Origin of the sequence: Xanthomonas populi (genome assembly GCF_002940065.1) — a bacterium.
Lineage (GTDB): Bacteria > Pseudomonadota > Gammaproteobacteria > Xanthomonadales > Xanthomonadaceae > Xanthomonas > Xanthomonas populi.
Genome location: NZ_MDEJ01000059.1, coordinates 1 through 24,730 on the forward strand (window position 1 = coordinate 1; position 24,730 = coordinate 24,730).

Sequence of the window (24,730 nt, forward strand, 5' to 3'; positions counted from 1 at the left end):
CCAGCCTTCAGCGTAGCGAACACTGGCAGTTCTGGCACGCCGGTGCAGACATCAAGGCCTTGCGGTCGTTGGGTGGTTGGGGGTTTTCAGGGGTGACTCGATAGGTTTGGCGACTACGCGCTCGATCTCAAGCGGGAAGTCTTGCTGATCGACTTTTCCCGGAGAATTCTTGCTACAACAACGATTTAGGGCGCATTTGGCTATTTTTTACACGAATCCCTGCCGACCCTCTCGTTGAGCAGGCCGGGTAGCAGTAGCAAAGTGGGACGCGTCGCGCTCATGGGCAGAAAAGATTCCGGCCTGAGCCGGCCAAGCAAACATTGTCATCGTCGTGGAGTGGCTAACAAAACGTAACGAGCAGTCGCCAGGTCGGTGCGGACGGCACGGAGCAACCGCAGTGCACGCGTGGTACATGCCGATTCCGAGCACCGGCCGCGCCCGCCTGACGGCCAGCGCAGGAGTTTGGTTAGCCGCTCTTGGTGTGCCGCGCGGCTATGGCCCTCGCCAGCATGTGCAGACAGGCAATGCACAACGAACGCGGCCCGACGCATGCGCCGGGCCGCTTCTGACACTGCCACGCACAGCGCGCGGCAGCACTGGCGTAGATCAGGCCAAGGTCAGGGTGACGTCGATGTTCCCGCGCGTGGCGTTGGAGTACGGGCAGACCTGGTGGGCCTTGTCGACCAGCGCCTGCAGTTCGGCCTGGTCCATGCCCGGCACGGCGATGCGCAGTTCCACCGCAATGCCGAAACCGCCCGGAATCTGGCCGATGCCGACGCTGCCATCAATGCTGATCTCGCCCGGCAGCTTGAGCTTGTCCTGACCAGCCACGGCCTTCATCGCGCCGATGAAGCAGGCCGAGTAGCCGGCAGCGAACAGCTGCTCCGGGTTGGTGCCGTCGCCACCGGCGCCGCCCAGCTCGCGCGGGGTGGACAACTTGGCGTCCAGCGCCTTGTCCGAGGACACGGCGCGGCCTTCGCGGCCACCAGTTGCGGCGGCGTGGGCGGTGTAAAGGATCTTTTCAGGTGAGGCCATGGTGGTTCTCCGGAGTGAGCGCTGTCAGCGCGTGATTATTAATTGAATGGTTGACGATTGAATCGTGTGCGGCATGTTGAATAAGAACGCGGGCACGGATGAAGCGACTCACCCCTTACCGAGGCTGGAGCGTAACTTTTCCAGTTCCTGCTTGAGTTGACGCAGTTCGTCCAACGAACACGCCGACGCGCAAAACACCTGCTCCGGCACCGCGCCCGCCTTGCTGCGCAATGCGCGACCCACGTCGGTCAGCGCAATGATCACCTGACGCTCGTCGCTGACGGCGCGCGTGCGCGTCACCAGGCCAGCGGCCTGCAGACGCTTGAGCAGCGGCGTCAGCGTGGCCGAGTCCAGATACAGGCGCTCGCCGATCTCCGACACGCTGCGGCCGTCGGTCTCCCACAGCACCAGCATCACCAGATACTGCGGATAGGTCAGGTCCAGCGTCTTCAGCAGCCTGCGGTAGAGCTTGTGCATCGCCAGGTTGGCCGAATACAGCGCAAAGCACAGCTGCTTGTCGAGCTGCAGCAGTGCGTCAGTCTGGGCGGGGGTGGCTATGGCGGTGTCCATGGGCTGCAATTTACATAGCGCACTATTTAATTTCAAGCGATTCTATAGACGCTTACATGCACCGTCGCTGCGGACGGTCTGCAATGCATCTCGTGCGCCGGCCTAAACCGGCGAGCGTGCCGCTCTGTAGCTGCGGCTAATCGGGCTTGAATTCGCCAGGAGGATTCCTGGCCCGTAGGGTAGGGCCAGAGTTCATCTTCGCCTAGCCTGTTAGCTGTGACCACGGGCAGGAGAACCATATGGCAATCGGCAGATCCACGGCCGGCGCATTGGCGAGTATTCTGCTCGCCTCATGCACTGGCTGGCAGCTTGCATGTCCAGCCCACCCGCGAAAGCTGCAAAAGCCAATTTCAATGGCGCATGGTCGGTGAAGTGGTGTGACGAAACAAATCCCAAGCTTGATTGCTGCGGTTTCAACGTTACGCTCGTGCAGGAAGGCGACCGTATCTGTGGCGACCTCGGTGGCGCACTCGTCAAACGAAGGAACCTCTGAACAACGCCCCATAGAGGCGCGAGACTACGCACTTACGTTAAGCAGGCATCCATGCAACTGACATTCGGTGATGCACAGGGCTTGGGCAAGCGCAAGCAAACCCGTCGTGAGATCTTGCTGCTGCAACCCCACTTTGCGCGTTACTAGCGCTCAAGATGCTGGAATTTATGCGGCCTGGAGCGTTGTGCAGACCTTCCCTAGCGCCCAAATCGCCACGGAGGCCAAGGATGCGGTGTCGCCCGTCGCCAGGGAGTACGACCGTGCCGTGTCGGCCACATCAGCGCACCTACAAGGGGCGAGCAAGACCGTCTGGATATGGTTCGCCGCTGCGGCCGCCATCCTGTTTCTTTTGCTATTTATCGGCTGGGCCGTATTGGGCTACTACCGCCGCGAGCTCTCCATCGTCCAGGCCGAACTCCAGCGCTACGAGAGCGCTATCCCGGTCCTCCAAGCATATTACCCATCCGATGCTGTCATTTGCGGCGGCCGAGGGTGTGCCAACGTCGATCCCAATGGGAAACGGACGGGCGACAAGCGCCAGTATCGACAAGCCAAACCGCGATCCCAGCAGTAAGGTTGCATCGGCGTATGTGGACAGATTCATTTGCATACGCCGGATCCTGTCGCAACTCACTTACAGATTCTGAAGCAGGACTCGGGCGGCCAATTTAAAGGGACCAACTCACGCCCGATGCGCAGTGGCCAGATACTCCGCGCTCTGCATCTCGATCAAACGCGAGGCGGTGCGCTCGAACGCGCCAGCCAGGCGTTGACCGCTGTACAACGCCGGCGGTGCGTCCTGCGCGGTGCAGACCAGGTTGACGTGGCGGTCGTACAGCTCGTCGATCAGATTGACGAAACGGCGCGCGGCGTCTTCGTTCATGCGATCGAAGTGCGGGATGCCACCCAGCAGGACGGTGGTGAATTCGCGCGCGATCTCGATGTAGTCGCCCGGGCCGCGCGGGCCTTCGCATATTGCAGCAAAGTCGAACCAGGCGATGCTCTTGCCACGTGCGCGCACTGCAATCTTGCGCGCTTCGATTTCGATATTGCCGCCGCGCGCTTCGGAATTTCCGCTCAATTCGCTCCAGCGCTGGCGGAGCCAGTCATCGGGTTGCGCATCCAGCGGCACGCGATATACCGGTGACCGCGTCAACGCGCGCATGCGGTAATCCTCGGTACCTTCGGCATACAACGCGACGCAGAACTTCTGCAGCAACCCGATCGCCGGCATGAAGCTGTCGCGCTGCAGTCCATTGGCATAGAGATTTGCCGGCGCGGTGTTGGACGTGGTCACCAGGGTCACGCCTTCGGCGAACAAGCGTTCCAGCAAGCGCGCCAGCAACATCGCATCGCCGATGTCGGTGACGAAGAATTCGTCCAGCACCAGCACGCGCAGATTCTCGCGCCATTGCTGCGCGATCCTGGCCAGTGGGTCGCTCTGCCCTGCATGTTCGCGCAACTGCTCATGCACGCCACGCATGAAGCGATGGAAATGCGTGCGGTACTTCTGCTTGATCGGCAGCCCGTCATAGAACAGGTCGACCAGGAAGGTCTTGCCGCGCCCCACGCCACCCCAGAAGTACAGGCCGCGCACCGGCTCGGGGTTTTTCCAGAACGCAGACAGCCGATCCAGCCAGCCGTCCTGCGCGCTGTCCACCAATGCCTCGTGGATACGGTCCAGCTCTGCCAACGCCGCCAGTTGGGCGGGGTCGGCGCGCCAGTCGCCGCGTTGTACGCCGGCGGCGTAACGCTGCGACGGGGTCATGTCAGTCATCGTGTTCTCCGCGGGCCGGCTGCTGGCATGCCCGCTCAACGGCGCATCTCGGTGCGATGCGCGTACGCATGGGCCACGCCGCGGTCAGACTGCGGCCGGCAACCAGCGCCGGACACCATGCTGGATCGCACCACGCAGGTCGATCAATTTGCGGTGGAAGAAGTGGCTGGTGTCGGGCATGCGCACCAGCTCTGGCTGCTGCTCCAGGGTCTCCAACCAGTCGTAGACCGACTGCGGGTCGACGATTTCATCGGCATCGCCCTGAACCACCAACCAGTGTGCAGGCGGCTGCATGTCGCTGAAATCCCAGCGCCCGGCCGGCGGCGCGATCGAGATCAACACCTGCGGTTCAAGCGAGCCGGCGGCGCGCAACGAGACGTAGGCGCCGAAGCTGAAACCGGCCAACCACAACGTATCGCACGGGCGCTGACTGCGCACCCATGCGGCAACCGCGCGCAGATCGTCCTGCTCACCATCGCCGTGATCGAACGCCCCGCCCGAGTTGCCGACACTGCGGAAATTGAAGCGCACCACGGTGATGCCCAGCTCGCGCAGCGCGCGCGCGGCCATGGTGACGACCTTGTTGTGCATGCTGCCGCCCTCGGTAGAGAGCGGATGGCAGACGATGGCGACGACAGGTTGCACAGCGACGTCTGGCTCGGGCAGATCGACCGCGATATCGAGCGGGCCGACTGGCCCATCCAACGTCAATGCAGCCGATTCGGTAGGAAATGGGAGATTGGACATGCCCTCATAATAGCCGCCCCGCCGGCCGCATTCATCGCCCTGCCTGGATACGTCGTTGCGTTGCCCATGCATTTTCTGTTGTTGGCCGCTGTTTGCAGTGTCCTGGTATCGGTGCTGTTGAAGCTGCTGCCCGCGCTATCGCCTGGATGCTGCGTAGGCGATCACCTGGAACTAAGAGCGGCTAACAAAACGTAGCGAGCAGTCGTCAGGTGGGTGCGGACGGCGCGCTCAGAACCGGAGTGTACGGGTGGTACATGCCGATTCCGAGCACCGGCCGCGCCCGCCTGGCGGCTGCGCAGTCGTTTTGTTAGCCGCTCTAAGTCACCGCCGCGTTGCTGGCATGGGCGACCCTGCATCCGGCACTGGACACGCTGCGCGCTCGGACCATGCCATGGCTGGCACTGTTCGCATTGGCGGTGGCATTGCCTTCGATCTTCATGCTGCTGGCACACGCGGTCGCCACCGCCGGCATCGTACGTACCGGCATTGCACAACGTCTGTCGCTATTGCTCTCGCTGGCGGCGGCCTTCACTCTTTTTGGTGAACCGGTCAATGCCTGGAAGGCGGCTGGACTGGGCCTGCTGGCCATCGTGTGCATCCTGCAGCGGCCACGTCACGGCACCGGTGCAGATTCAGCGCCGACCTCAATCGGCTGGCCATGGCTGGCAGGCGTGTGGATGGGCTTTGCCCTAATCGATCTGCTGCTCAAGCACATCGCACAGTCCGGTACGCCGTCGTTGACGTCATTGACGGTGTGCTTTGCACTGGCATTTGTGCTGATGCTTGGCTTGCAAGGCATCCGCCAGGACCGTATTGCGCGTCTGAGCTTTCGAAACCTCCTCGCCGGCGTATTCCTTGGTGCGCTCAATTTCGGCAACATCCTGTGTTACGTGCGCGCCCATCAGCTGCTGCCGCATAGGCTGGCCACCGTCTTCGCCAGCATGAATGTGGGCGTGGTCGTGCTGGAAGCGCTCGTCGGCAAATTGGGATTTGGCGAGCGCATCGGCCCGCGTGGTTGGATGGGGCTGTTGCTAGCGGCCCCTGCAATTGCTGCGATCGCCTGGGGTATGCGTTTGGGCTGAGGAAAGTGTTCGGCCTGCGCGACCCCGGTTCGCAGTTCGCATGAAGGGGGCGGCAGCGCCGGCTATCGTCAGTGCAGATGCCCAACGGGAGTGTGTGATGCGCCTCAGTCAATTATTTAGTAGCCGTCATCGAGTCGCCCCGGAGCCGCACAGCCCCAACTCGACCGATACGAAACAGTTGATTGCAAGCGCGTCACCGCAGCACCCGCTCTCTCAAGCCCCCAAGTCCGCAGTCGCTCAGGGCGCGTCGAAATCTCATCGCAGTATGCTCGCCTCAGCGCGTAGATCGCTGGCATCGTTACGCAAACAGCTGCCTTTGACGTGCATCGACTCCCCAACGCTTGAATCGGTGCAGAGCCCGCCCCAGCGCATGACACCCGTGCCGCCCGGTGCAACGCCCGGCCGTGCGCAGCAGATGCAAGGGCGGCAAGGCCGCGTCGATGAGCGCTCGCGGCAGCCCATTCCCACCAGAACTGATCATGGGCGGGTGCAGCGACCGGAGCCGCAGCAGGCCCAGCCCACAAGACATTCCGTGTCGATTCCGCCCAAGCCATCGCGTGCGCAGCAGGTGCACGGGCGGCAACGCCCCGTCGATCAGGCAGTGCAACCGCCCATCCCCAAAAGAATGAGCCGTGATGAGGGGCAGCCGCTGCAGCACGGCATGCAAGCATCGCATTCGGTGCCTTCTCCACGCCCCCAGCTCAAGCGGCCCCCCTCATTGCGCAGCCTGGATCGGGAACTGGCAGAGATAACCAAGCAGTGCAGCGAAATTCAAAAGCAGCTGTTCATGGAGGACCGCGAGGCAACTCCACAGGAGCAGCAACTTCTCACTACGCGTGCAGCCCTGATCGCCCAGCGTAATGAGGTCCGCGATAGTCAGCTCAATGCACTGCTGGTCGCGCTTGCACCGATGGAAGACATCCACCCACCGCGAACCACGACCAGCGGCCTGGCCATGGCCCAGATGGACGTAATGCATCACTATCGGCGCGAGGTACTCAAGGCAAGGCGCAAATCCATCGACAGAGCCGCCCTGGCCAAAAACTACGCGCGCGCGGAACGGCGCCTGGACTCTCTGAAGAAAGGCAACGCACCCGACGGCCAGATACGGCGTCTGGAACGCATGATGCAGGGCTATCAGAACATGCTTGCGTTGGAACAGATCGTCAGAAGCACCGACGACCAGCTAGAAGGGCGGGGAGCGCCACGCCTGATGGAAGGCATCCCCACCACCGCCGAAGAACGTCGACAGTCCGTTGAGAAAGAAAAAGAGACCCATCAAGAGGCAATCGACAACGGCTACTCCTGAAGATCCGAACATCGCTCCTTGCACATGCACGCTACCCGGCCGCCACGTCTGAGGAATGCGAAGCGCCTCAACGTGGCGGCGCATCCCGCACGCCCCGCTGGGGTATGCCAGCCCGCAACCGCGCGCATCCGGACGACGAGCGAACGGATGTCGCCAGCGTGATCCAAGCCGCCATCAACGCTCCCAGTGCGGAAACGGATCATCCAGCCATTGCCACTGCGCCGGGCCTTGGCGCAGTTGGTGATCGCTGAGCAGGCAGGCATCCAGCGCAGCGCGCGTGCGCAGTGCATTCATGTCCACGCCGATCACCGCCAGCTCCTGGCAACGCTCGCCCCATCGCCATTGCATCGCCGCGCATTGGCTGGCGTCGCCCACTTGGTGCAATTGCAGCAACGGCGCTGTCCAGCACTGGGTCTGCTGCCGCGACGTTACCAGCCGATGTCGGTGTAGGGCAGCGGGGTGATGCCGGTCTGCAGCGGCTCGCCGATCGCGGGCGCATCCACGCGATGGCGCGCGGCGAACCAGAAGCCGGCGGCGTTGGTCTGGGTCGCACCGCCCACGCTGGTCAACTCACCCACCCAATCCATGCGACTTGCCAGCCAGAAAAAACCCTTGCTGCCAATCACCTGCGGCAGGCCGCTTTGCACCATGCGTGCGAAGCGCTGCGGGTGGAACGGCCGGCGTGCGCGATAGACGAAGCTGCTGATGCCGTCTTACTCGGTCTCCGGCGTGTGCCGGCCGCGCAGCTCCTCCATCCAGCCCGGTGGCAGCGGCGCGCGCGGGTAAAATCGAAGCGGCCGGTATCAAGCAACTGACGCAGCGGCACCTCGCCCTGCACGGAGCCCACGATCGCCGCCTCGCGATTAGGCGCGCGCAATACCGCACGCAACCGCATCAAGTGCTGCGCATCGATCTGATCGCACTTGCTGATCACCAGCACGTCGGCGAACTCCATCTGTCTGAAGCCGTCGGCATCGCGCACCGCAACGGTGGCCGCCACCGGCATCGGCTCAGCAATGCCGGTCGATTCGATCGGCAGATAGTCGTAGCGCCTCTGCTCGGCCAGCCTGGGCACCTCCTGCAGCAGGTCGTCGCGCAGCTTGCAGCAGATGCAGCCATTGCTGAATTCCACCAGCGTCTGTTCGGTGCGTCGCAAGGCCGCGCCGCCCTCGCGCACCAGTTGCGGGTCGATGTTGACCTAGCTCGTGTCGTTGACCATCACCGCCACCCGCAGGCACTGGCGGTTGTGCAGGATGCGGTTGAGCAAGGTGGTCTTGCCCTCGCCAAGAAAGCCGGACAACACGGTGACAGGACGACACGGATGGCGGGTAGTGGACAAGCACATCCGGAGAACCTTGGGCGAATAAAGTGTTATTATATAATACTCGCTCGACAGGACCCGTTCAATGCGCGTTACCGCTTCGGTGCTGGATAGCTCGGCCATCGCCCTGTCCAGCCTGTGCCTGCTGCATTGCCTTGCCTTGCCCTGCCGTTGCTGGCCGCCGCCCTCCCGTTGCTGGGCGCCTGGAGCCGGGCCGAATGGGTGCATGTGGTGTTCGCCACTGCATCCGTGCCACTGAGTAGCTATGCGCTCTGGAACACACACCGGCGACACGCGCTGCCCGCGCCGGTATGGGTGCTGGCGGTGTTCGGGCTGGCCGGCCTGGCGCTTGGCGCGAGCGGATTTGCCGGCGGCAGGTGGGAAACGCCGATCACGGTGACCGGCAGCCTGCTGCTGGCCAGTACGCATCTGGTCAACCTGCGGCTACGCCGCCGGCATGCCGATTGCGCGCTAGGTTGAGGGGCGCACACCTTGGGTGTGCTGCGCCGGTGCGACCGGAGTTCCAGCGCGCGCGAGGCACACGTAACACCTCCGCGGTGGGACGGGTGATTCTTCCGGCGCGCTGACGCGCGATGGCGCTCGCTTTACGAGCATCCTCGCGCGCAAGCGCGGTTCTTAACAAAGTATATCGTCTGCTCTGGGGTTACTGAGTCCGCTAAGGATTCTCTGATTAACCCACTTGCGCGAAGCTTAACTTATTGATTTGACTGAGCCGCATGGCGGCGATGCATGGGTTAATCAGGCATTCCCTAAAGCGAAAAGCCCAGCAGCACCGGGTCGTGATCGGAACTGCGCCAAGGGCCGGCCAGGTTGCGCTTGGCGTAGCCGGCGTCCTCCATAACGTCGGCATTGATATGCCATTCCACCGCGCCGCGTAGCTGTTTGGCCATCGCCGGGCTGAGCAGCGCGTGGTCAAGCCGCCCGCTCATGCCGTCATAGACGTAGCTGTAAGGTTGTTTCACCCCGGCCACCGCGAAGGCGTCCTGCCAGCCACTGGCACGTAGGCTGCGCATCGGGCTCTCCATGGCGTAGGCGTTGAAGTCGCCCAGCAACACGGCAAGCTTGGTCTGCGCGCCGGTGGGGTCGGTCTGCAGCCATTGGTGTAGGCGCTTGGCCGATTCGGTGCGGGTGGCGTTCCAGCATGCCTGGCCGTCGCGCTGATCGGCATCGGTGCCGCTGGCGGTGCCGCAACCCTTGGACTTGAAGTGGTTGGCGACCACCACGAAGATCGCGCCACGGGGGCTGCGAAAGGCTTGCGCCAACGGCACGCGGCTGTAGCTGTCGAACGGCCCGCCGGTCAACGTGGCCGGCTTGCCCACCGGGGTGACCTGGGAGCTGCGATACACGATGCCGACCCGGATCGCGTCATCGCCCGGGCCGCTACCGGGATCCACGAACTGCCAGTCCTTAGTCCTTGCCGGCTGCGTTGAGCGCGGCCACCAGTTGCGCCGCTGCGGCATCGGCGCCATTGCCGTCGTTTTCCAGCTCCATCAACGCTGCCACATCGGCGCGCAACGGCACGATGGTGGACACCAGTTTGGCCAGCTGCGCCTGGAACTGCTCATGCGTGCGCGCACCGCGCTTGGTCGGGAAACCGCCGCCGCGACCATTGCCGTTGAAGAAGTTCTCCAGATTGAACGAGGCGATACGCAGATCGCCGCCTACCTGCGGCACCACCGCAGTTGGCATGGCTGGCAACGTCAACGGATTCAGCACCTGGATGCGGTAGCTGCCGTCGTAGCGCTGATCCACGATGCCATCGACCGACTTGAGCAGGCTGCCACTGCGCAGCAGCGGATCGGCTGGCAAATAGGCCACCGTCTTGGGGTTGCGGCCATTGCGTGCGTCGTCCAGCAACACCCGGCGACGTGCGTTGTCGGCCTCCACCTGGGCGAAGGCCGGGGTGCCGGCGGCGGCCACTTCGCTCGGCTGCCACAAGCGCCCGCCGAAGGCGGCCACCAGCTCGCCATAGGTGTCCAGACGGTCGCTGCCGTTGAGCGTCAGCGCGGCGATGCGCACGTGCTCGCCTTCCAGCGCTTCCCAGTTGGCTGGCGGCCCGCTGAGCATGCGCACGGGCACCGGCTGCCCGCTGCCGAGTCGCTCGATGCTGCTGGCATCCACGCTGGTCAGGCTCGCCTCGCCACCTGCCGATGCCTCGCGCACCGTGCCGACGATGCGCACGCGGTCGCCCACTGCCACCTCGGCATTGCCGGCACCGGTGACGAACAAGCCGTGCGAGCGCCGCGGCTCAAAACCGGGCTGCTGCACGAACAGCCCCGCCAGGCCGACGCGCATATCGGCGGTGACGATGCACTCCACTTCCACCACACGGCCGTCGTAAGGGCTACGCGTGTCTTCGCCCTGCACATCGGCGATCGACAGGCGTTGCGGCGTGCCATCGGCGGCACTGCCCAGCAGCGGAGCCAGCAGACCGATCACACCGAGCACAACAAGCGAGCAACGCGACATCGACACACTCCAGCAACGACGTAGACCCCTTGCAAGCGCCGCCCGGAAGGCGGCGCATGGGTGGCTAGCACTGTATCAGGCTAACAAAACGCTGCGAGCGCCAACCAGCTGGTGCTTGGAAAAGTGGCAGGTGACAGTTGCCTGTGCAGTTGCGAGTACTCACTTCAAGGGGGGCGGTGCGTGCTCGTGCAAGGCTGACATGCTCGTCCAAGAAAGTGGTGCAGCGAAACCGGAACGCTCGCTCGATGCCGGCCGACTTATAACGCGCAATCCAGAGTGCGCCGTCTTCGTGCTTGACCGAGTCGAGGCGCCCGCACACGGCAGTCGCTGCTGCCCGGCGGCACCCCGATTGCCTGTGTCAGGCGCTTACTTCAGATTGCCCAGCATCCAATCGACCGTGGCACGGACCTGTTCTTCGGTCAGCGCCGGGTTGCCCCCCTTGGCCGGCATGATGCCGCCGTCCGGGCCGGTGTAACCCTCGATCGCGTGCTTGTACAAGGTGTCCTTGCCCTGGGCAATGCGCGCGTCCCAATGCGAATGGTCCAGCGTCGGCGCTTTGCCAACGCCGGTGGTGTGGCAGGCGGTGCACAGATTGTCGAAGATGGTCTTGCCGTCGGTGCTGCCACCGTAGGCGGACTGCGAGGCGGCCTTGGCCAGCGCTGCCGCCTGCGCCGCCGCTTGTGCGGATGCGCCAGTGGTGCCGGCATACACCGCACCGGCCGGTGCGGTGCGTTGCTGCACGCGTTTGGCCGCAGTGGGTGAGACTTCGTCGGGAATGGCGCGTTGCAAATAGGCTGCCAGGGCGATCAGGCCCAGGGTGATCACGACCAATAGTCCGATCACCATCGAGAATTTTTTCAGGAACTCGAGGTCGTAATTCCGCACGCGCTCACCCCTGGCTGTTGGTCGAAGACCTCTGCTAGCGCCGGAGTATAGAGCACAGTTCCCGCCAGTCTGGCCACTGTGCATGACAGTTATCGCCGCGATGCGTCCTGCAGCTTGGCGGGCTGTACGTCTTGTACGCAGCCACCTGGCGCGCCGCTGGCAAATTGCCGCGATGCCGCATGACGGGGCTGCTTGGCACTACCCCTTCCGCGGCAGAACCCGCTTGCCCGCGTGACGACCAGGTGCTGGTCGAACCCCGCAGGTCCCGGATGGCGCGTTGGTCTCGTTTCGTGGAATTGCGTATCATTCCCATCAACCAACGGTGACGCGGTTCTCGCTTCGCCCGGTCCCGCTTACGAGGAGTCGCCGCGATGAAGTCCTTTCTGCTGTCCTGCCTGGCCTTGGCCAGTATCAGTCTGTCTGCCCAGGCCCATGAAATCTGGACCGAGCGCGACGGCAGCGGCCCGGTGCGCATCTACTTCGGCGAGCCGGCGCAGGAGACCCTCGACCACGGCGAAGACGAGATCAAGCGCGTGGTCAAGCCGACCGTGTTCGGCACGGCCGGCAAGGCCGGCGCGTTGCAGCGCGGCAGCGAGTTCCTCACCGCGCCGCTGTCCGGCACCGGCGATGCCTGGTTGAGCGACGACAGCGTGTTCGAACCGTGGAAGGGCGAAGCCGGCGGTTTCGAGACGGTGAGCTATTCCGCCCGCGCCGGCCGCGCCACGCCCTCGGCCAAGCTCGATTTCGAACTGGTGCCCACCGCCGCCAACAGCAACACGCTGACCGTGCTCTATCGCAACAAACCGCTGCCCAAGGTCGAGGTGACGGTGATCGACCCGCAGAAGTGGCAGAAGACGCTGACCTCCGATGTCAAGGGCCAGGTGACGTTGCCCAAGCTGCGCGCTGGGCGCCAAATCCTGGTCGCCACCAACAAGGAGCCGGTGAAGCGCGAGATCGCCGGCAAGCAGGTGGCGATGATCCACCACATCAGCACGTTGACCTTCCTGGCCGAGTAAGTCGGCCGCACATGCAGCACAGCTGATGTCTACCGCACCGCCCCTGTCGCTTCCCTGGTTCAGGCGTCCCTGGCTGGGCGTGCTTGCGCGCACGCTGGCCGCAATTTTTGGCGGTTATGCGTTGGCCAGCGCCACCAATCTTTTGCTGGCGCTGGTGTTGCCGATGCCGCCCAGCGAAGCGGTGCTAACCAGCATGCTGGTCGGCATCGTGGTGTGCGCGTGTGCACCGCTATGGGCCTTTGCCACCGCCAGCGTGTGGCGGGCGTGGGCCGGCATCGCGGTGCCGGCGGCGCTGATGTTTGCGCTGGCCGCATGGCTGCAACGGAGCGTGGCATGAAGCAGGGATTCCGCCAGTCGATGGCGTGGCTGCACACCTGGACCGGGCTGCTGGTCGGCTGGGTGTTGCTGCTGATCTTCATGGGCGGCACGGCGAGTTATTACCGCGACGAAATCAGCCGCTGGATGCGCCCGGAACTGCCCACCACCACGGTGAGCAATACGACCGCGCTGCGCAGCGCCGAACAGTATCTGCAAGCGCATGCGGCCGATGCGCAGAGCTGGAACATCACCTTGCCGGACACGCGCAATCCGGTGGTGAGCATGTACTGGCAAAATCCTGCGCCAGCCGATGGCAAACCCGCCAGCCGCCGCGAGATGTATGGCAACGCCATCATCGACCCGGCCACCGGCAAGGAGATCGCCGCACGCGACACCCTGGGCGGCGACTTCTTCTATCGGCTGCATTTCGATCTGCATTATCTGCCGGTGCTGTGGTCGCGCTATATCGTGGGTTTCTGCGCGATGTTCATGCTGGTGGCGATCATCAGCGGGGTGATCACGCACAAGAAGATCTTCAAGGATTTCTTCACCTTTCGCCCGGGTAAGGGCCTGCGCTCGTGGCTGGATTTCCACAATGTCAGCGCGGTGACCGCGTTGCCATACCACGCGATGATCACCTACACCGGCATCGTGACCTTGATGTTCATGTACTTGCCGTGGGGCATCAAGGCGCAGTACCCCGACAACGAAATGCGTTTCTACGAAGAATCCGCCAACCGGGTTGCCGATACGCGGAAGGCATCGGGCACACCGGCGCGCATGCTGCCGCTGGAACAGTTCGTGGCGCGTGCGCGCAGCGACTGGCGCGGTGGCGAGATCGGCAACGTGGCGGTGTCGCTTCCCAACGACGCGCATGCCGCCGTTGGGGTGACCCAATTGGCGCACAACCTCTCCACCCATGCGCCGTCCATCCTGTTCGATGCGCTCAGCGGCCAGCGCCTGCAGCGCAGCGGGCCGGCGGGTGGCGCCAGCCAGACGCGCGGGGTGATGGTGGGCTTGCATATCGCCCACTTTGCCGGGCCTTGGATGCGCGCGCTGTTCTTCGGCTCCGGGTTGCTCGGCTGTTTGATGGTGGCCAGCGGTCTGGTGATGTGGGCGGTGAAAGAAGGCCCCAAACATCTGAAAGCCGGGCGCATCGGCTTCGGGCTACGATTGGTGGATGCGCTCAACATCGGCACGGTCGCCGGCTTGCCGATCGCCTTTGCCGGTTTCTTCTGGGCCAATCGCTTGCTACCGGTGACGCTGGACGCACGCGCGGCGATGGAGGCGAACCTGTTCTTCGCCGCCTGGGCCGCTGCCTTGCTGGCTGCGTTCGTCTGGCCACGACGCGCGACGTGGAGCTGGTAGCTGTCTCTTGGCGCAGCCTTGTTTGCGCTGGTGCCGCTGCTCAACGCGATCACCAGCGATGTGCATCTAGGCGTGACGCTGCCGGCCGGGCAGTGGGCGCTGGCCGGTGTCGATCTGGTCTGCATTTTCCTTGGCCTGTGTCTGGGCGTGGCGGGTTGGCGCTTGCAGCATTGGAAAGCACCGCAGCCCGCGTCTGCGCGACATACGCGCGCCACTGCCGCCGCGCCTGCGCCAAGCAGCGCGCCGATGCAGGAAAGCGCATGAGCGTGTGGCTGTTGCTGGCACTGAATTTCTCTGGATTCGCTGCGCTGTGCCTGGCGATGGACAAGCATCAGCGGCAGGTGCATGGCTGCATGCTGGGCGCTGCGCGCTCGCGGCAATTGCGTGTGCTGGGCTGGCTGCTGTTGCTGCTCACCTTTGGCCTGGCGATACACGCGCAGGGCTGGGGCATCGGTTCGGTCGTGTGGCTGGGCACGTTGACCGGCGCTGCCGCGCTGCTGTCGCTGTGGTTGCTGCCGTATCGGCGTGGATTGATTCTGCCGACGGCTGTGGCGGCGCCGGTGCTGGCGGGCGTGGTGCAGTTGTTGGCGGGGTGAAGCGTGAAACGTTTGCTGCGATCATCTCGCACGCATGCCGCTACACAACGATTGGCCGATCGCCCCAGCGACACCCATCGCGGGGCAGGCGCCCATCGTCAAGCACGCGCAGCACGTGCTCGGGCTGCAGCATGTCCAGAAACACCACGACGTTGATGCCTTCCGGCAGCGCCATGCTGGGAAAGATCGCGCCGGGGATCTGCGCCTCGCGCAGCATGTCGCCGAGCACCCAGCTCACCGGTTCGATCTTGTTGACCAGGGCCGTGCGCCAGTCCTCGGTCCAATCGGCCCAGAGCGCATCCCAGCTTGCATCGAGCAGGCCCAGATCAGCCAGCGCGGGCAGATCGGCGGCATAACTGACCAGCGTCAATGGCGGTAGAAACGGCGCGGCTTGCGCGTCTTCGGCAGCGGCGGTTTCCAGTTGCAGCGATAGATACAAGGACGGTTGGCCAAAACGATTGAAGCGCCCGCCAAAACGCGCGGCACCGGCGCCGCTCAGCGGTTCGGCGGCCCAGCGTGGGGTGAAGCGCGCAGTGCGCCGGGGCGCTCAGCTTCAACCGGCAGCGCCCGAAGCGACGGTGCGCAGATAGGTCAGCGCATCGTCGGTGCGGCCCTGTTTGACCACTTCCAGCAAGGTGGCGAATTCGAACGCGGGGATCGGGGTGTTTTTGAGATGGAACACCACTGGGCGTTCGTCCGGCTGGACTTGCGCCATCGCCACCAGCAGGCGCGACAGCTTGCGTAGCAGGTCCTGCACGTGCGGGCTTCGGGTGCACGCGCAGGCTGTTGCGATGCACCCCGGCCAGTTCAGCCAACTCCTGCTACGACAGATCCAGCAGCCCGGCCATCGCCGATGGCGACAGGATGGTGCGGTCGGGCAGGCGCAGGCGTTCGGTCAGGGCCAGGGGGTTGAGGACGGCGACCATCGGATGACTCCGGCAACGGTGTGCACAGTACATGCACACTCAGGCGCATTGAAACAGCACAGCAAAACGCCGACTCAGTGCACTGTCAGCCTGTTGGCTGGCGCGCACCCACCGCGCGCAGACAAAAGCCACAGATCGCCTCGACCAGCTGCTCGCCTTGCTGCGGGTCGCTGCGGCTGGGGGCAACCGGCCCCACCAAGGCCTCGGTGAAGGCGCCGACGATGCAGGCCGCCGCCGCGTCCAGCGACTGCGGCGGGAACTCGCCGGCTGCCACGCCTTCGGCGAGCAACTGGCGAAACACCTCCCCAAACAGGTGTCGGCCACGGATGCGCTCGACGTCCACTTCGCGTTCCACCGGCTCGGCGATGAATGCATACGCCAACGCGGGGCCGGCCAAGGCACGCCGCACGAAGGTGGCGATCGCGCGGCGCAGGCGCTCGGCGGCGCTGTCCTGCGTGGTGGCGATGGCGCGCAGGATGTGCATCTCACGCTCCACGGCGTCATTAAGAACTTCCACGAAAAGCTCGGCTTTAGACGGGAAATGTCGGTAAATCTGCCCGGTCGAGACGCCAGCGGCGGCGGCGACGGCGGTCACCGGCGCATTGCGGTAGCCGCCTTCGGCGATCAGCTTGCGGGCCGCGTGCAGGATGCGTTCGCGGTTGCCGGCCAAGCGTTCTTTCATCAGGGCGGAGCGTCGATAAGCCATGGTGCGATTCTGGGTTCAATAGTTGAATTTTAGTTCACTTTTTTACTGCGGACCGCTAGGCTGCGCACAAGCGCCGTGCGGCCTGCCCGCTCACACCCGGCGCATCCCGATCCTTGCGGAGTCGCTCCATGCACGTGCCGTCCTTGAACTTCGCGCTTGGCGAAGAAATCGATCTGCTGCGCGACAGCGTGGCGGCCTTCGCCAGCCATCATATTGCCCCGTTCGCGGCCGCTGCCGATCAGGACAATGTTTTCCCCACACACCTCTGGCGCCTGCTCGGCGAGCAAGGTTTGCTCGGATTGACGGTGGAGGAAGACTACGGAGGCAGCGGTATGGGCTACCTCGCCCATGTGGTGGCGATGGAAGAAATCTCCCGGGCCGGCGGCGCGATCGGCTTGTCGTACGGCGCGCACTCCAACCTGTGCCTCAACCAGCTGCGCAAGAACGCCACGCACGAGCAGAAGCAGCGCTACCTGCCCAAACTGTGCACCGGCGAGCATGTGGGCGCGCTGGCGATGAGCGAGGCAGGTTCCGGCTCGGATGTGGTGTCGATGAAGCTGCGCGCCGATGCGCGCGGCGACCGCTTTGTGCTCAACGGCAGCAAGATGTGGATCACCAACGGCCCGGACGCCGATGTGGTGGTGGTGTACGCCAAGACTGATCCGGCCGCCGGCGCACGCGGCATCACCGCCTTCATCGTCGAAAAGGGCATACCCGGTTTTTCCACCGCGCAGAAGCTCGACAAGCTCGGCATGCGCGGCTCCAACACCTGCGAATTGGTGTTCGCCGATTGCGAAGTGCCTGTTGAGAACGTGCTGGCCACACTCAACGGTGGCGTGCGCGTGCTGATGTCCGGATTGGATTTCGAACGTGTGGTGTTGGCCGGTGGCCCGCTGGGATTGATGGCCGCCGCGATGGATGTGGTGCTGCCGTACGTGCACGAGCGCAAGCAGTTCGGCGAGCCGATCGGCACCTTCCAGTTGATGCAGGCCAAGCTGGCCGATATGTACGTCGGGCTCAACGCCTGCCGCGCGTACGTGTATGCGGTGGCGCGCGCCTGCGATGCCGGGCAGACCACGCGCCAGGACGCGGCCGGCGCGATTCTCTACGCGGCCGAAAAGGCGACCTGGCTCACCGGCCAGGCGATCCAGGTGCTGGGCGGCAACGGCTACATCAACGACTATCCCACCGGGCGCCTGTGGCGCGATGCCAAGCTGTACGAAATTGGTGCGGGAACCTCGGAGATCCGACGCATGTTGATCGGCCGCGAGTTGTTCGAACGCACCGCCTGACGGAGCCATCATGAGCGTGATCACCAGCCAGCTGCAGGTCAGTAGCGAGAGCTTCCAACACAACGCTGCCGCACTGCGCGCAGTGATCGAGGATCTGCGCAGCACGCTGGCGCAGACTGCGCTAGGTGGCAGCGAGGCCGCACGCGCCAAGCACACCGCCCGCGGCAAGTTACTGGTGCGCGAGCGCATCGAGGCCTTGCTGGATCCGGGCAGCGCCTTGCTGGAAATCGCGCCACTGGCCGCGCACGGTATGTACGACGATCAGGTGCCGTGCGCCGGTGTGGTGGCCGGCATCGGGCGCGTGTCCGGGGTGGAATGCGTGATCGTGGCCAACGACGCCACTGTCAAGGGCGGCACCTATTATCCGATGACGGTGAAGAAGCATCTGCGCGTGCAGGAAATCGCGCAGCAGAATCGCTTGCCATGCATTTACCTGGTCGATTCGGGCGGCGCGTTCTTGCCGTTGCAGGATGAAGTGTTTCCCGACCGCGATCACTTCGGGCGCATTTTCTACAACCAGGCAAATCTCTCAGCCAACGGCATTCCACAGATCGCCTGCGTGATGGGTTCGTGTACCGCTGGCGGTGCGTACGTGCCGGCGATGAGCGATGAGACGGTGATCGTGCGCGAGCAAGGCACCATCTTTCTCGGCGGCCCACCGCTGGTCAAAGCGGCCACCGGCGAAGAAGTCAGTGCCGAAGAGCTCGGCGGTGCGGATGTGCATACGCGCATCTCCGGCGTGGCCGATCACGTTGCCGACAACGATCTGCAAGCCCTGGCACGCGTGCGCGCCATCATCGCGCAGCTCAATTGGCGCAAACCGGCTGCGACCTTGGCGCTGCGCGCACCGCTACCGCCGCGGCATGCTGCCGATGAACTGTATGGCGTGATTAATTCCGATACGCGCAAGCCATTCGATGTGCGCGAGGTGATCGCGCGCATCGTCGACGACTCGCAGTTGGACGAATTCAAGCCGCGTTATGGCAGCACACTGGTCACCGGCTTTGCGCATCTGCATGGTTACCCGGTCGGTATCATCGCCAACAACGGCATCCTGTTTTCCGAGTCCGCGCTCAAGGGGGCGCACTTCATCGAGCTATGCACGCAGCGCGGCATTCCGCTGGTGTTTCTGCAGAACATCACCGGCTTCATGGTCGGGCGCAAATACGAACATGGCGGCATCGCCAAGGACGGCGCCAAGCTGGTGATGGCAGTGGCCTGCGCCAAGGTGCCAAAGTTCACCGTGGTGATCGGCGGCTCGTTCGGTGCCGGCAATTACGGCATGTGCGGCCGTGCGTACTCGCCGAACTTCCTGTGGATGTGGCCGAATGCGCGTATCGGCGTGATGGGCGGCGAACAGGCCGCCAGCGTGCTGGCCACGGTGCGCCGCGACGGGATCGAAGCCAAGGGTGGGGCCTGGTCGGGCGAGGAAGAAGATGCGTTCAAGGCACCGATCCGGGCGCAGTTCGAGCAGCAGGGGCATCCGTATTACGCCAGCGCACGCTTGTGGGACGACGGCATTATCGATCCGGCCGATACACGTCGTGTGCTTGGGCTGGGGTTGTCTGCGGCATTGAATGCGCCGATCGAGACGACACGTTTTGGCGTGTTTCGGATGTGAGGCGGTGATGCGCGTTTGCATCTGCGGTCCTTCAGTGTCTAGCGCTGCATCTACACGTGCGAACAGGTTGTCGCATGTTGTCTGGTGGACTGCACGAGCACGCAGCGCGTTGACTGATTCAAGCAGTCAATCGCGTTGTAGAACACCTGCGCCAGCTGCCATCGCGCTGTTTATCGTGCAGTACACGCAACCGTTCTTTCATCGCAGCCCCCGCCGCCATGGCGACGTGCAGAGAACTTGGTCATGACCCAGCGCGAATCCAACGCCCCAGCAACACAGCCGTATTTCGACAAGATTCTGATCGCCAATCGCGGCGAGATCGAGTGCCGGGTCGTTGCCACCTGTCGCAAGCTCGGCATCGCAACGGTGGCGGTCTATTCGGATGTGGATCGCGATGCACGGCATGTGCGGCTAGCCGATGAGGCGATCCATATCGGTGCCGCACCGGCGCAGCAGAGTTATATACGTGGCGATGCGATCCTGGATGCGGCACGCAGTAGCGGCGCGCAGGCGATCCATCCCGGCTATGGCTTTCTGTCGGAAAACGCGGCGTTTGCCGATGCCTGCGCGCAAGCCGGCATCGTGTTTATCGGCCCACCGGCGGCGGCTATTCGCGCGATGGGCGACAAGAGTGCGGCCAAGGCGCTGATGCAACGCGCCGGCGTGCCGCTGACGCCGGGCTACCACGGCGACGCGCAGGCGCCAGCGTTCCTGCGTGCGCAGGCCGATGCGATCGGCTATCCGGTCTTGATCAAAGCCAGCGCCGGCGGCGGCGGCAAAGGCATGCGTCGCGTGAATGCCAGCGATGCATTCGAAGAGGCATTGGCCAGCTGCCAGCGCGAGGCGCAGTCGGCGTTCGGCAATGCGCAGGTGCTGGTGGAAAAGTACGTCGAGCGCCCGCGCCACATCGAGATCCAGGTGTTCGGCGATACGCAGGGCGAGGTGGTCTCTCTGTTCGAACGCGATTGCTCGGTGCAGCGCAGGCATCAAAAGGTGCTGGAAGAAGCGCCCGCACCCGGCATGAGCGAACAACGCCGCGCTGCGATGGGCAAGGCGGCCGTGGACGCCGCGCGCGCAGTGGGCTATGTCGGTGCTGGCACGGTGGAATTCATTGCCGGCCCCGACGGCGATTTCTATTTCATGGAAATGAACACCCGGCTGCAGGTGGAGCACCCGGTGACCGAGTTGATCACCGGCACCGATCTGGTCGAGTGGCAACTGCGCGTGGCAGCCGGCGAACCGTTGCCACTGCGTCAGCACGAACTGCGCATCCACGGGCATGCGCTGGAAGCGCGCATGTATGCCGAAGATGCCGAACGCGGCTTTCTGCCTTCGACCGGCACGCTACGGCAACTGCAGCTGCCTGCGCCTAGTGCGCATGTGCGTATCGATGCCGGCGTGGAGCAAGGCGACACCATCAGCCCCTATTACGACCCGATGATTGCCAAGCTGATCGTGTGGGATGTCGATCGTCCCGCTGCGCTTGCACGCATGCGCAAGGCGCTTGCGCAATGCCATGTGGTTGGCGTCACCACCAATAGTGCATTTCTGTCGCGCCTGATCGGCACCAAGGCGTTTGCCTGCGCCGATCTGGATACCGCGTTGATCGCACGCGAGCATGCGGCCTTGTTTCCGGACCCGCATGCGCCGGATGGTGCGTGGTGGTGCCTGGCTGCCGTGCTGATGGCCGAGGCCGTGCCGAACGCCACGCCTGATCCGGCCGACCCGTTCTCACCGTGGCAGCACACCGATGGGTGGCGCATCGGCACGCATGCAGCGCGTGCCATCACGCTGGAGGCCGTAGGCGAGCGTCGTGAACTCGGCGTACGTCGGCTGGCCGGTGGTTGGCAGGTCACGTGCCTGGGCGACACGCACACGCTGCGCTGCCACACGCAGGGCAACGCATTGCGCGTGGAGATGGATGGGCGGCAATGGCGCGCACAGGTCCTGCGCGACGGCAGCACGTTGACCCTGATCGGCGCCGAACAGCGTGCGGTCTTCCGCCACCACGACGCATTGGTCGAGGCCGATCAACCCGCGCATGAAACCGGCGGCCTGACCGCACCGATGCCGGGCCGCATCGTGTCGCTGGTCGCCCCGGTCGGCCAGCCCATCACGCGCGGGCAATCCCTGCTGGTGCTCGAAGCGATGAAGATGGAGCATGCCTTGCACGCGCCCTGCGATGGCACCGTGCAGGCGTATCTGGTCGCAGAAGGCGATCTGGTCGCCGAGGGTGTTGCGCTTGTGGAATTTGCATCCGCGCCTGCGTAGCGCCAGACGAAAGGATGACCAACAGCACGTCCGCGCGCGCGGGCATTGCCCCTAGCGTGGGGGAAAGCGGCCGGCGTGGTCGCCACTCTCACCGGAGCCTTTCATGCAGCGCCTGCTTCTGGTTTCCAGCATCGTGCTGGCGCTAGCTGCCTGCAGCGACAAAACCGCGTCCACGGCCGATAAGGCCACACCGCCCGCAACAGCCACGGCAGCCCCGCCGGAACTGGTCACCCGCGATGGGCTGTTCGGCAATCCGGAGCGCCCCAACGTGACGATTAGCCCCGATGGCAAATACCTCGGCTGGGTGGCGCCGCTGGACGGTGTGCTCGATGTCTGGGTCGCGCCGGTGGATGCGCCGGATCAGGCACGCGCGATCACCAAGGACACCGCACACGGTATCGGCAATTATTTCTGGACCTATCAATCCAATACGCTGCTGTCTCTGCGCGATGACGGTGGCCATGAAGACGTCCATCTGTTGTCGGTCAATCTGACCAATGGCAGCAGCAAGGACCTCACACCGTTCAAGAAAACCACCGCCGAGGTGTACCGGGTCAGCGCGCAGCATCCCGAATCGATCATGGTGGGTATGAGCGACCGTGATCGCAAATAGCATGACCTGTATCGGGTGGACCTGGCCTCGGACAAGCGCACCCTGGTGCAGCAAAACATCGCAAGCCTGGATTCCTATCTGCTCGATGGCGACTATCGGTTCCGCGACGCCACGCGCGCCACCGACGATGCCGACAGAGAATTGCTGGTGCCCGATGGCAAGGCATGGAAGCGCGTGGACCGCATCCCGTTCGAAGATGTCACCAACACTGCCCCCGAGGGGCTCACCGACGACGGCAAGACGCTCTACATGCAGAATGCGCGCAACCGCGACACCTGGGCGCTGTATGCGATCGACACTGCCAGCAATGCACGCACGCTACGGTTCGAAAACCCGCGCGCCGATGTCGGCACCATCTTGAACGACCCCAAGACCGGCGTGGTGCAGGCGCTATCCACCGACTACCTGCGCGAAGAATGGAAGGCGCCAGATACCGGCATCGTCGCCGATTTGCAAAAACTCAAATCACTCAGCGCAGGCGATGCCAGCATCGCACCACGCACGCTCGATGACCGCACCTGGATCGTTGTGTATTCGGCAGCAGAAACACCGCTCACCCACTACCGCGACGATCGCGCCGATGGCGGCAAGCTGACCAAGCTGTTCTCCGCCCGCCCTGCGCTGGATGGCAAACCGCTGGTACCGATGTGGCCACAGGAAGTGACCTCGCGCGACGGCCTCAACCTGGCCAGCTATCTCACCCTGCCCGCCGAGGCCGACACCCACCACGACGGCAAGGCCGAACCTTCACTCCGGACGCGTTTAAATGCGGCGTGGACATCGTCGGCCCGGCCAACCTCAACACCTTGCTCGCCACTATCCCGCCATAGTGGGCCAGCGTCTAAAAGCAGGCGACCAACGTGCAAAGGTGGAGCATCCGTTCCGCGTGACCAAGCGCCAGTTCGGTTACACCAAAGTCCGCTATCGCGGCTTGGCCAAGAACACGGCGCAGGTACTGACGTTGTGTGCGCTGTCCAATCTATGGATGGTGCGCCGGCAGCTGTTGCAGGCCAGGGGATAATGCTGCCTGGCGGCGGCTGACGCCGCAAGAAACGCGCAAAACCTCGTCTTACCAACCCACTTTGCGCGTTACTGGCGCTCAAGATGCGGGAATTTATGTGGCCTGGAGCGTGTTCAGACCTTCCCTAGACGCGCTGCACCAGCAGATGGGCTTCGGTGGGATGCAGGCTGCCGCCCGATGGCGCTGGCTTGTTCAAGCATGCGGTGTCGTGCTCCACCTCGATCCGCGCGCGGACCATGACGCTGCGTTCAAGCATCTGGCCCAGCAACATGCGTGATAGCGGGCGCTGCGTATCGAATTGCGACAGGTCACGCGACGCGCCAGCAGGTGAGCGAACGTATCGGGTGTTGCATGCAGCAACGCTATTCGGGCTTCGGGGCCTCTTTCGCCGCGGTTCACCACTTCTTCCGGTGGCGCGCCCAGTCGCTCCACCATGGCTTCTGCAGTAGTCAGGCCTTGCGCCTCCATCGTTGCCACGCTGTCCTCGCCTTTCCAACACGCGAAGCGGTACCACAACGCGGCCAAAGGCCACCAACGCTGCTGCTGCACCCGCTCGTCATTGCGGCGATGCCGTCCGTGCTCCGGTTGATCGCTGACCGCAAGGCCCTGCTCGATCAGACGCTCCAGCCCGGCCGGTGGCGGTTGCATCCGATCAATGGATTGCCAGCGTGCAGCACTCAGTTCGGTCAGCCACTCGCGCTCGGCCGTATCGACCTCTGCCTCTGCATCGAGATGCGGCGCCAGTGCCAGCCATATCGTGTGCGGCGACGCAGTCCATCGCCAGCGGCAAGGAGTCGGACAAGATCGAACACCGCATCGTCGCGAAGTTCCAAGAACAGCGTGGCACAGCGACGGATCTGCACAGGGACATCTCAAGGACGCATGGGCACGATCGATCGTGTTTCAACTCTCCTGCCACACCACGCACCACACACCCTCACTCTGCAGGCAAGAACATGACTGACTCAGCCGACAACGCCCACCCTCGGCTTGATGCATCCATCGCCGACAGACTGCTGGAGCTGCTGGCCAGCGACGACGACTTCCGCGAATGCTTTCAATGCAATCCGGCTAAGAGCGGCTAACAAAACTACTGCGCTCACCGCCAGGCGGGCGCGGCCGGTGCTCGGAATCGGCATGTACCACTCGTACACTCAGGTTCTGAGCGCGCCGTCCGCACCCACCTGACGACTGCTCGCTACGTTTTGTTAGCCGCTCTAAGAGCCTGTTCAAAGTCTTCTAAGCAGCAACGCCAGGAACGCCAGGTGGATCA

At 64.0% G+C, this 24,730-nt stretch carries 15 protein-coding genes, 3 other RNA genes and 10 pseudogenes; 15 read left to right on the plus strand and 13 right to left on the minus strand.

All coding sequences use genetic code 11. The annotated features are described in order from the left end of the window. Nucleotides 1–338: 338 nt before the first annotated feature. The 3 genes from XpopCFBP1817_RS11135 to XpopCFBP1817_RS11145 all read right to left on the minus strand — a co-directional run bounded on the left by XpopCFBP1817_RS11135 (nt 339) and on the right by XpopCFBP1817_RS11145 (nt 1,605). Nucleotides 339–414, minus strand: a non-coding RNA gene (locus XpopCFBP1817_RS11135) — sX9 sRNA. 192 nt (nt 415–606) lie between these two features. After that, nucleotides 607–1,035, minus strand: coding sequence for an organic hydroperoxide resistance protein (locus tag XpopCFBP1817_RS11140; RefSeq protein ID WP_128417183.1), 429 nt, complete (start codon nt 1,033–1,035; stop codon nt 607–609). 108 nt (nt 1,036–1,143) lie between these two features. Further along, nucleotides 1,144–1,605, minus strand: coding sequence for a MarR family winged helix-turn-helix transcriptional regulator (locus XpopCFBP1817_RS11145; protein ID WP_128417184.1), 462 nt, complete (start codon nt 1,603–1,605; stop codon nt 1,144–1,146). 313 nt (nt 1,606–1,918) lie between these two features. On the opposite strand from XpopCFBP1817_RS11145, the gene XpopCFBP1817_RS11150 reads away from it, so the two are divergent. Both XpopCFBP1817_RS11150 and XpopCFBP1817_RS11155 read left to right on the plus strand, forming a co-directional pair. Beyond that, nucleotides 1,919–2,098: a hypothetical protein gene (locus XpopCFBP1817_RS11150; protein ID WP_128417185.1), complete on the plus strand. Its 180-nt coding sequence runs from the start codon at nt 1,919–1,921 to the stop codon at nt 2,096–2,098. A gap of 184 nt (nt 2,099–2,282) precedes the next feature. Further along, nucleotides 2,283–2,672: a hypothetical protein gene (locus tag XpopCFBP1817_RS11155; RefSeq protein ID WP_244171140.1), complete on the plus strand. Its 390-nt coding sequence runs from the start codon at nt 2,283–2,285 to the stop codon at nt 2,670–2,672. Nucleotides 2,673–2,780: 108 nt separating this feature from the next. On the opposite strand, the gene zapE is transcribed toward XpopCFBP1817_RS11155, so the two are convergent. The 3 genes from zapE to XpopCFBP1817_RS11175 all read right to left on the minus strand — a co-directional run bounded on the left by zapE (nt 2,781) and on the right by XpopCFBP1817_RS11175 (nt 4,878). Continuing rightward, nucleotides 2,781–3,875: a cell division protein ZapE gene (gene zapE, locus XpopCFBP1817_RS11160; protein WP_128417186.1), complete on the minus strand. Its 1,095-nt coding sequence runs from the start codon at nt 3,873–3,875 to the stop codon at nt 2,781–2,783. Between the two features lie 84 nt (nt 3,876–3,959). Next, nucleotides 3,960–4,622, minus strand: a complete 663-nt coding sequence (locus tag XpopCFBP1817_RS11165; RefSeq protein WP_128417187.1) for an alpha/beta hydrolase — start codon at nt 4,620–4,622, stop codon at nt 3,960–3,962. Between the two features lie 179 nt (nt 4,623–4,801). Further along, nucleotides 4,802–4,878: non-coding RNA, sX9 sRNA (locus XpopCFBP1817_RS11175), on the minus strand. Nucleotides 4,879–4,945: 67 nt separating this feature from the next. Here XpopCFBP1817_RS11175 and XpopCFBP1817_RS11180 point away from each other — a divergent pair. Both XpopCFBP1817_RS11180 and xopR read left to right on the plus strand, forming a co-directional pair. Further along, a pseudogene (locus tag XpopCFBP1817_RS11180) lies at nt 4,946–5,704 on the plus strand (EamA/RhaT family transporter); the annotation flags it as partial. 97 nt (nt 5,705–5,801) lie between these two features. Then, entirely contained in the window at nt 5,802–7,013 is a 1,212-nt protein-coding gene (gene xopR / locus XpopCFBP1817_RS23565; RefSeq protein ID WP_128417188.1) for a type III secretion system effector protein XopR, read from the plus strand. 174 nt (nt 7,014–7,187) lie between these two features. Here xopR and XpopCFBP1817_RS11190 read toward each other — a convergent pair. Continuing rightward, nucleotides 7,188–8,358, minus strand: a pseudogene (locus tag XpopCFBP1817_RS11190) (GTP-binding protein). A 61-nt stretch (nt 8,359–8,419) separates the two neighbouring features. Between XpopCFBP1817_RS11190 and XpopCFBP1817_RS11195 the strand changes: the two are divergent. After that, nucleotides 8,420–8,814 (plus strand): annotated as a pseudogene (locus tag XpopCFBP1817_RS11195) (MerC domain-containing protein). A 290-nt stretch (nt 8,815–9,104) separates the two neighbouring features. On the opposite strand, the pseudogene XpopCFBP1817_RS11200 reads toward XpopCFBP1817_RS11195, so the two are convergent. Then, a pseudogene (locus XpopCFBP1817_RS11200) lies at nt 9,105–10,824 on the minus strand (ExeM/NucH family extracellular endonuclease). A 366-nt stretch (nt 10,825–11,190) separates the two neighbouring features. Continuing rightward, nucleotides 11,191–11,709, minus strand: coding sequence for a c-type cytochrome (locus XpopCFBP1817_RS11205; RefSeq protein WP_128417189.1), 519 nt, complete (start codon nt 11,707–11,709; stop codon nt 11,191–11,193). 371 nt (nt 11,710–12,080) lie between these two features. Here XpopCFBP1817_RS11205 and XpopCFBP1817_RS11210 point away from each other — a divergent pair, with 371 nt between their 5' ends. From XpopCFBP1817_RS11210 to XpopCFBP1817_RS11225, 4 genes and pseudogenes are all read left to right on the plus strand, one after another. Further along, on the plus strand, nt 12,081–12,725 hold the full coding sequence (locus tag XpopCFBP1817_RS11210; RefSeq protein WP_128417190.1) for a DUF4198 domain-containing protein: 645 nt from the start codon (nt 12,081–12,083) through the stop codon (nt 12,723–12,725). A 25-nt stretch (nt 12,726–12,750) separates the two neighbouring features. Further along, on the plus strand, nt 12,751–13,062 hold the full coding sequence (locus XpopCFBP1817_RS11215) for a DUF3649 domain-containing protein (protein WP_128417191.1): 312 nt from the start codon (nt 12,751–12,753) through the stop codon (nt 13,060–13,062). Continuing rightward, nucleotides 13,059–14,675 (plus strand): annotated as a pseudogene (locus XpopCFBP1817_RS11220) (PepSY-associated TM helix domain-containing protein). Before XpopCFBP1817_RS11215 ends, XpopCFBP1817_RS11220 begins: the two are co-directional and overlap by 4 nt. After that, nucleotides 14,672–15,007: a DUF3325 domain-containing protein gene (locus XpopCFBP1817_RS11225; protein ID WP_128417192.1), complete on the plus strand. Its 336-nt coding sequence runs from the start codon at nt 14,672–14,674 to the stop codon at nt 15,005–15,007. Before XpopCFBP1817_RS11220 ends, XpopCFBP1817_RS11225 begins: the two are co-directional and overlap by 4 nt. A gap of 40 nt (nt 15,008–15,047) precedes the next feature. On the opposite strand, the pseudogene XpopCFBP1817_RS11230 reads toward XpopCFBP1817_RS11225, so the two are convergent. The 3 genes and pseudogenes from XpopCFBP1817_RS11230 to XpopCFBP1817_RS11240 all read right to left on the minus strand — a co-directional run bounded on the left by XpopCFBP1817_RS11230 (nt 15,048) and on the right by XpopCFBP1817_RS11240 (nt 16,639). Then, nucleotides 15,048–15,564: pseudogene (locus XpopCFBP1817_RS11230) on the minus strand (RES family NAD+ phosphorylase). Further along, nucleotides 15,561–15,933: pseudogene (locus tag XpopCFBP1817_RS11235) on the minus strand (DNA-binding protein). The pseudogenes XpopCFBP1817_RS11230 and XpopCFBP1817_RS11235 overlap by 4 nt, the downstream one beginning before the upstream one ends. Nucleotides 15,934–16,018: 85 nt before the next feature. Beyond that, the gene (locus XpopCFBP1817_RS11240; RefSeq protein ID WP_128417193.1) at nt 16,019–16,639 is read right to left on the minus strand and encodes a TetR/AcrR family transcriptional regulator; all 621 of its coding nucleotides are present in this window, start codon (nt 16,637–16,639) and stop codon (nt 16,019–16,021) included. A 128-nt stretch (nt 16,640–16,767) separates the two neighbouring features. Here XpopCFBP1817_RS11240 and XpopCFBP1817_RS11245 point away from each other — a divergent pair, with 128 nt between their 5' ends. From XpopCFBP1817_RS11245 to XpopCFBP1817_RS11265, 5 genes and pseudogenes are all read left to right on the plus strand, one after another. Next, on the plus strand, nt 16,768–17,931 hold the full coding sequence (locus tag XpopCFBP1817_RS11245) for an isovaleryl-CoA dehydrogenase (protein WP_128417194.1): 1,164 nt from the start codon (nt 16,768–16,770) through the stop codon (nt 17,929–17,931). Between the two features lie 10 nt (nt 17,932–17,941). After that, a complete protein-coding gene (locus XpopCFBP1817_RS11250; RefSeq protein ID WP_128417195.1) occupies nt 17,942–19,552 on the plus strand; it encodes a carboxyl transferase domain-containing protein in 1,611 nt (536 codons plus the stop codon). A 243-nt stretch (nt 19,553–19,795) separates the two neighbouring features. Then, a complete protein-coding gene (locus XpopCFBP1817_RS11255) occupies nt 19,796–21,823 on the plus strand; it encodes an acetyl/propionyl/methylcrotonyl-CoA carboxylase subunit alpha (RefSeq protein ID WP_128417196.1) in 2,028 nt (675 codons plus the stop codon). A gap of 103 nt (nt 21,824–21,926) precedes the next feature. Beyond that, nucleotides 21,927–23,263 (plus strand): annotated as a pseudogene (locus tag XpopCFBP1817_RS11260) (TolB-like translocation protein); the annotation flags it as partial. Between the two features lie 32 nt (nt 23,264–23,295). Further along, a pseudogene (locus XpopCFBP1817_RS11265) lies at nt 23,296–23,457 on the plus strand (transposase); the annotation flags it as partial. A 127-nt stretch (nt 23,458–23,584) separates the two neighbouring features. Here the strand turns inward: XpopCFBP1817_RS11265 and XpopCFBP1817_RS23730 are convergent. Beyond that, nucleotides 23,585–24,320, minus strand: a pseudogene (locus XpopCFBP1817_RS23730) (putative peptide maturation dehydrogenase); the annotation flags it as partial. Between the two features lie 274 nt (nt 24,321–24,594). Here XpopCFBP1817_RS23730 and XpopCFBP1817_RS11280 point away from each other — a divergent pair. Further along, a non-coding RNA gene (locus XpopCFBP1817_RS11280) (sX9 sRNA) lies at nt 24,595–24,671 on the plus strand. Nucleotides 24,672–24,730 lie beyond the last annotated feature (59 nt).

Coding starts and splice junctions, on each gene's coding strand:
- XpopCFBP1817_RS11140 (WP_128417183.1), bottom strand. CDS start 1,035: ATGGCCTCACCTGAAAAGATCCTTTACACCGCCCACGCCGCCGCAACT.
- XpopCFBP1817_RS11145 (WP_128417184.1), bottom strand. CDS start 1,605: ATGGACACCGCCATAGCCACCCCCGCCCAGACTGACGCACTGCTGCAG.
- XpopCFBP1817_RS11150 (WP_128417185.1), top strand. CDS start 1,919: ATGTCCAGCCCACCCGCGAAAGCTGCAAAAGCCAATTTCAATGGCGCA.
- zapE (WP_128417186.1), bottom strand. CDS start 3,875: ATGACTGACATGACCCCGTCGCAGCGTTACGCCGCCGGCGTACAACGC.
- XpopCFBP1817_RS11165 (WP_128417187.1), bottom strand. CDS start 4,622: ATGTCCAATCTCCCATTTCCTACCGAATCGGCTGCATTGACGTTGGAT.
- xopR (WP_128417188.1), top strand. CDS start 5,802: ATGCGCCTCAGTCAATTATTTAGTAGCCGTCATCGAGTCGCCCCGGAG.
- XpopCFBP1817_RS11210 (WP_128417190.1), top strand. CDS start 12,081: ATGAAGTCCTTTCTGCTGTCCTGCCTGGCCTTGGCCAGTATCAGTCTG.
- XpopCFBP1817_RS11215 (WP_128417191.1), top strand. CDS start 12,751: ATGTCTACCGCACCGCCCCTGTCGCTTCCCTGGTTCAGGCGTCCCTGG.
- XpopCFBP1817_RS11225 (WP_128417192.1), top strand. CDS start 14,672: ATGAGCGTGTGGCTGTTGCTGGCACTGAATTTCTCTGGATTCGCTGCG.
- XpopCFBP1817_RS11240 (WP_128417193.1), bottom strand. CDS start 16,639: ATGGCTTATCGACGCTCCGCCCTGATGAAAGAACGCTTGGCCGGCAAC.
- XpopCFBP1817_RS11245 (WP_128417194.1), top strand. CDS start 16,768: ATGCACGTGCCGTCCTTGAACTTCGCGCTTGGCGAAGAAATCGATCTG.
- XpopCFBP1817_RS11250 (WP_128417195.1), top strand. CDS start 17,942: ATGAGCGTGATCACCAGCCAGCTGCAGGTCAGTAGCGAGAGCTTCCAA.
- XpopCFBP1817_RS11255 (WP_128417196.1), top strand. CDS start 19,796: ATGACCCAGCGCGAATCCAACGCCCCAGCAACACAGCCGTATTTCGAC.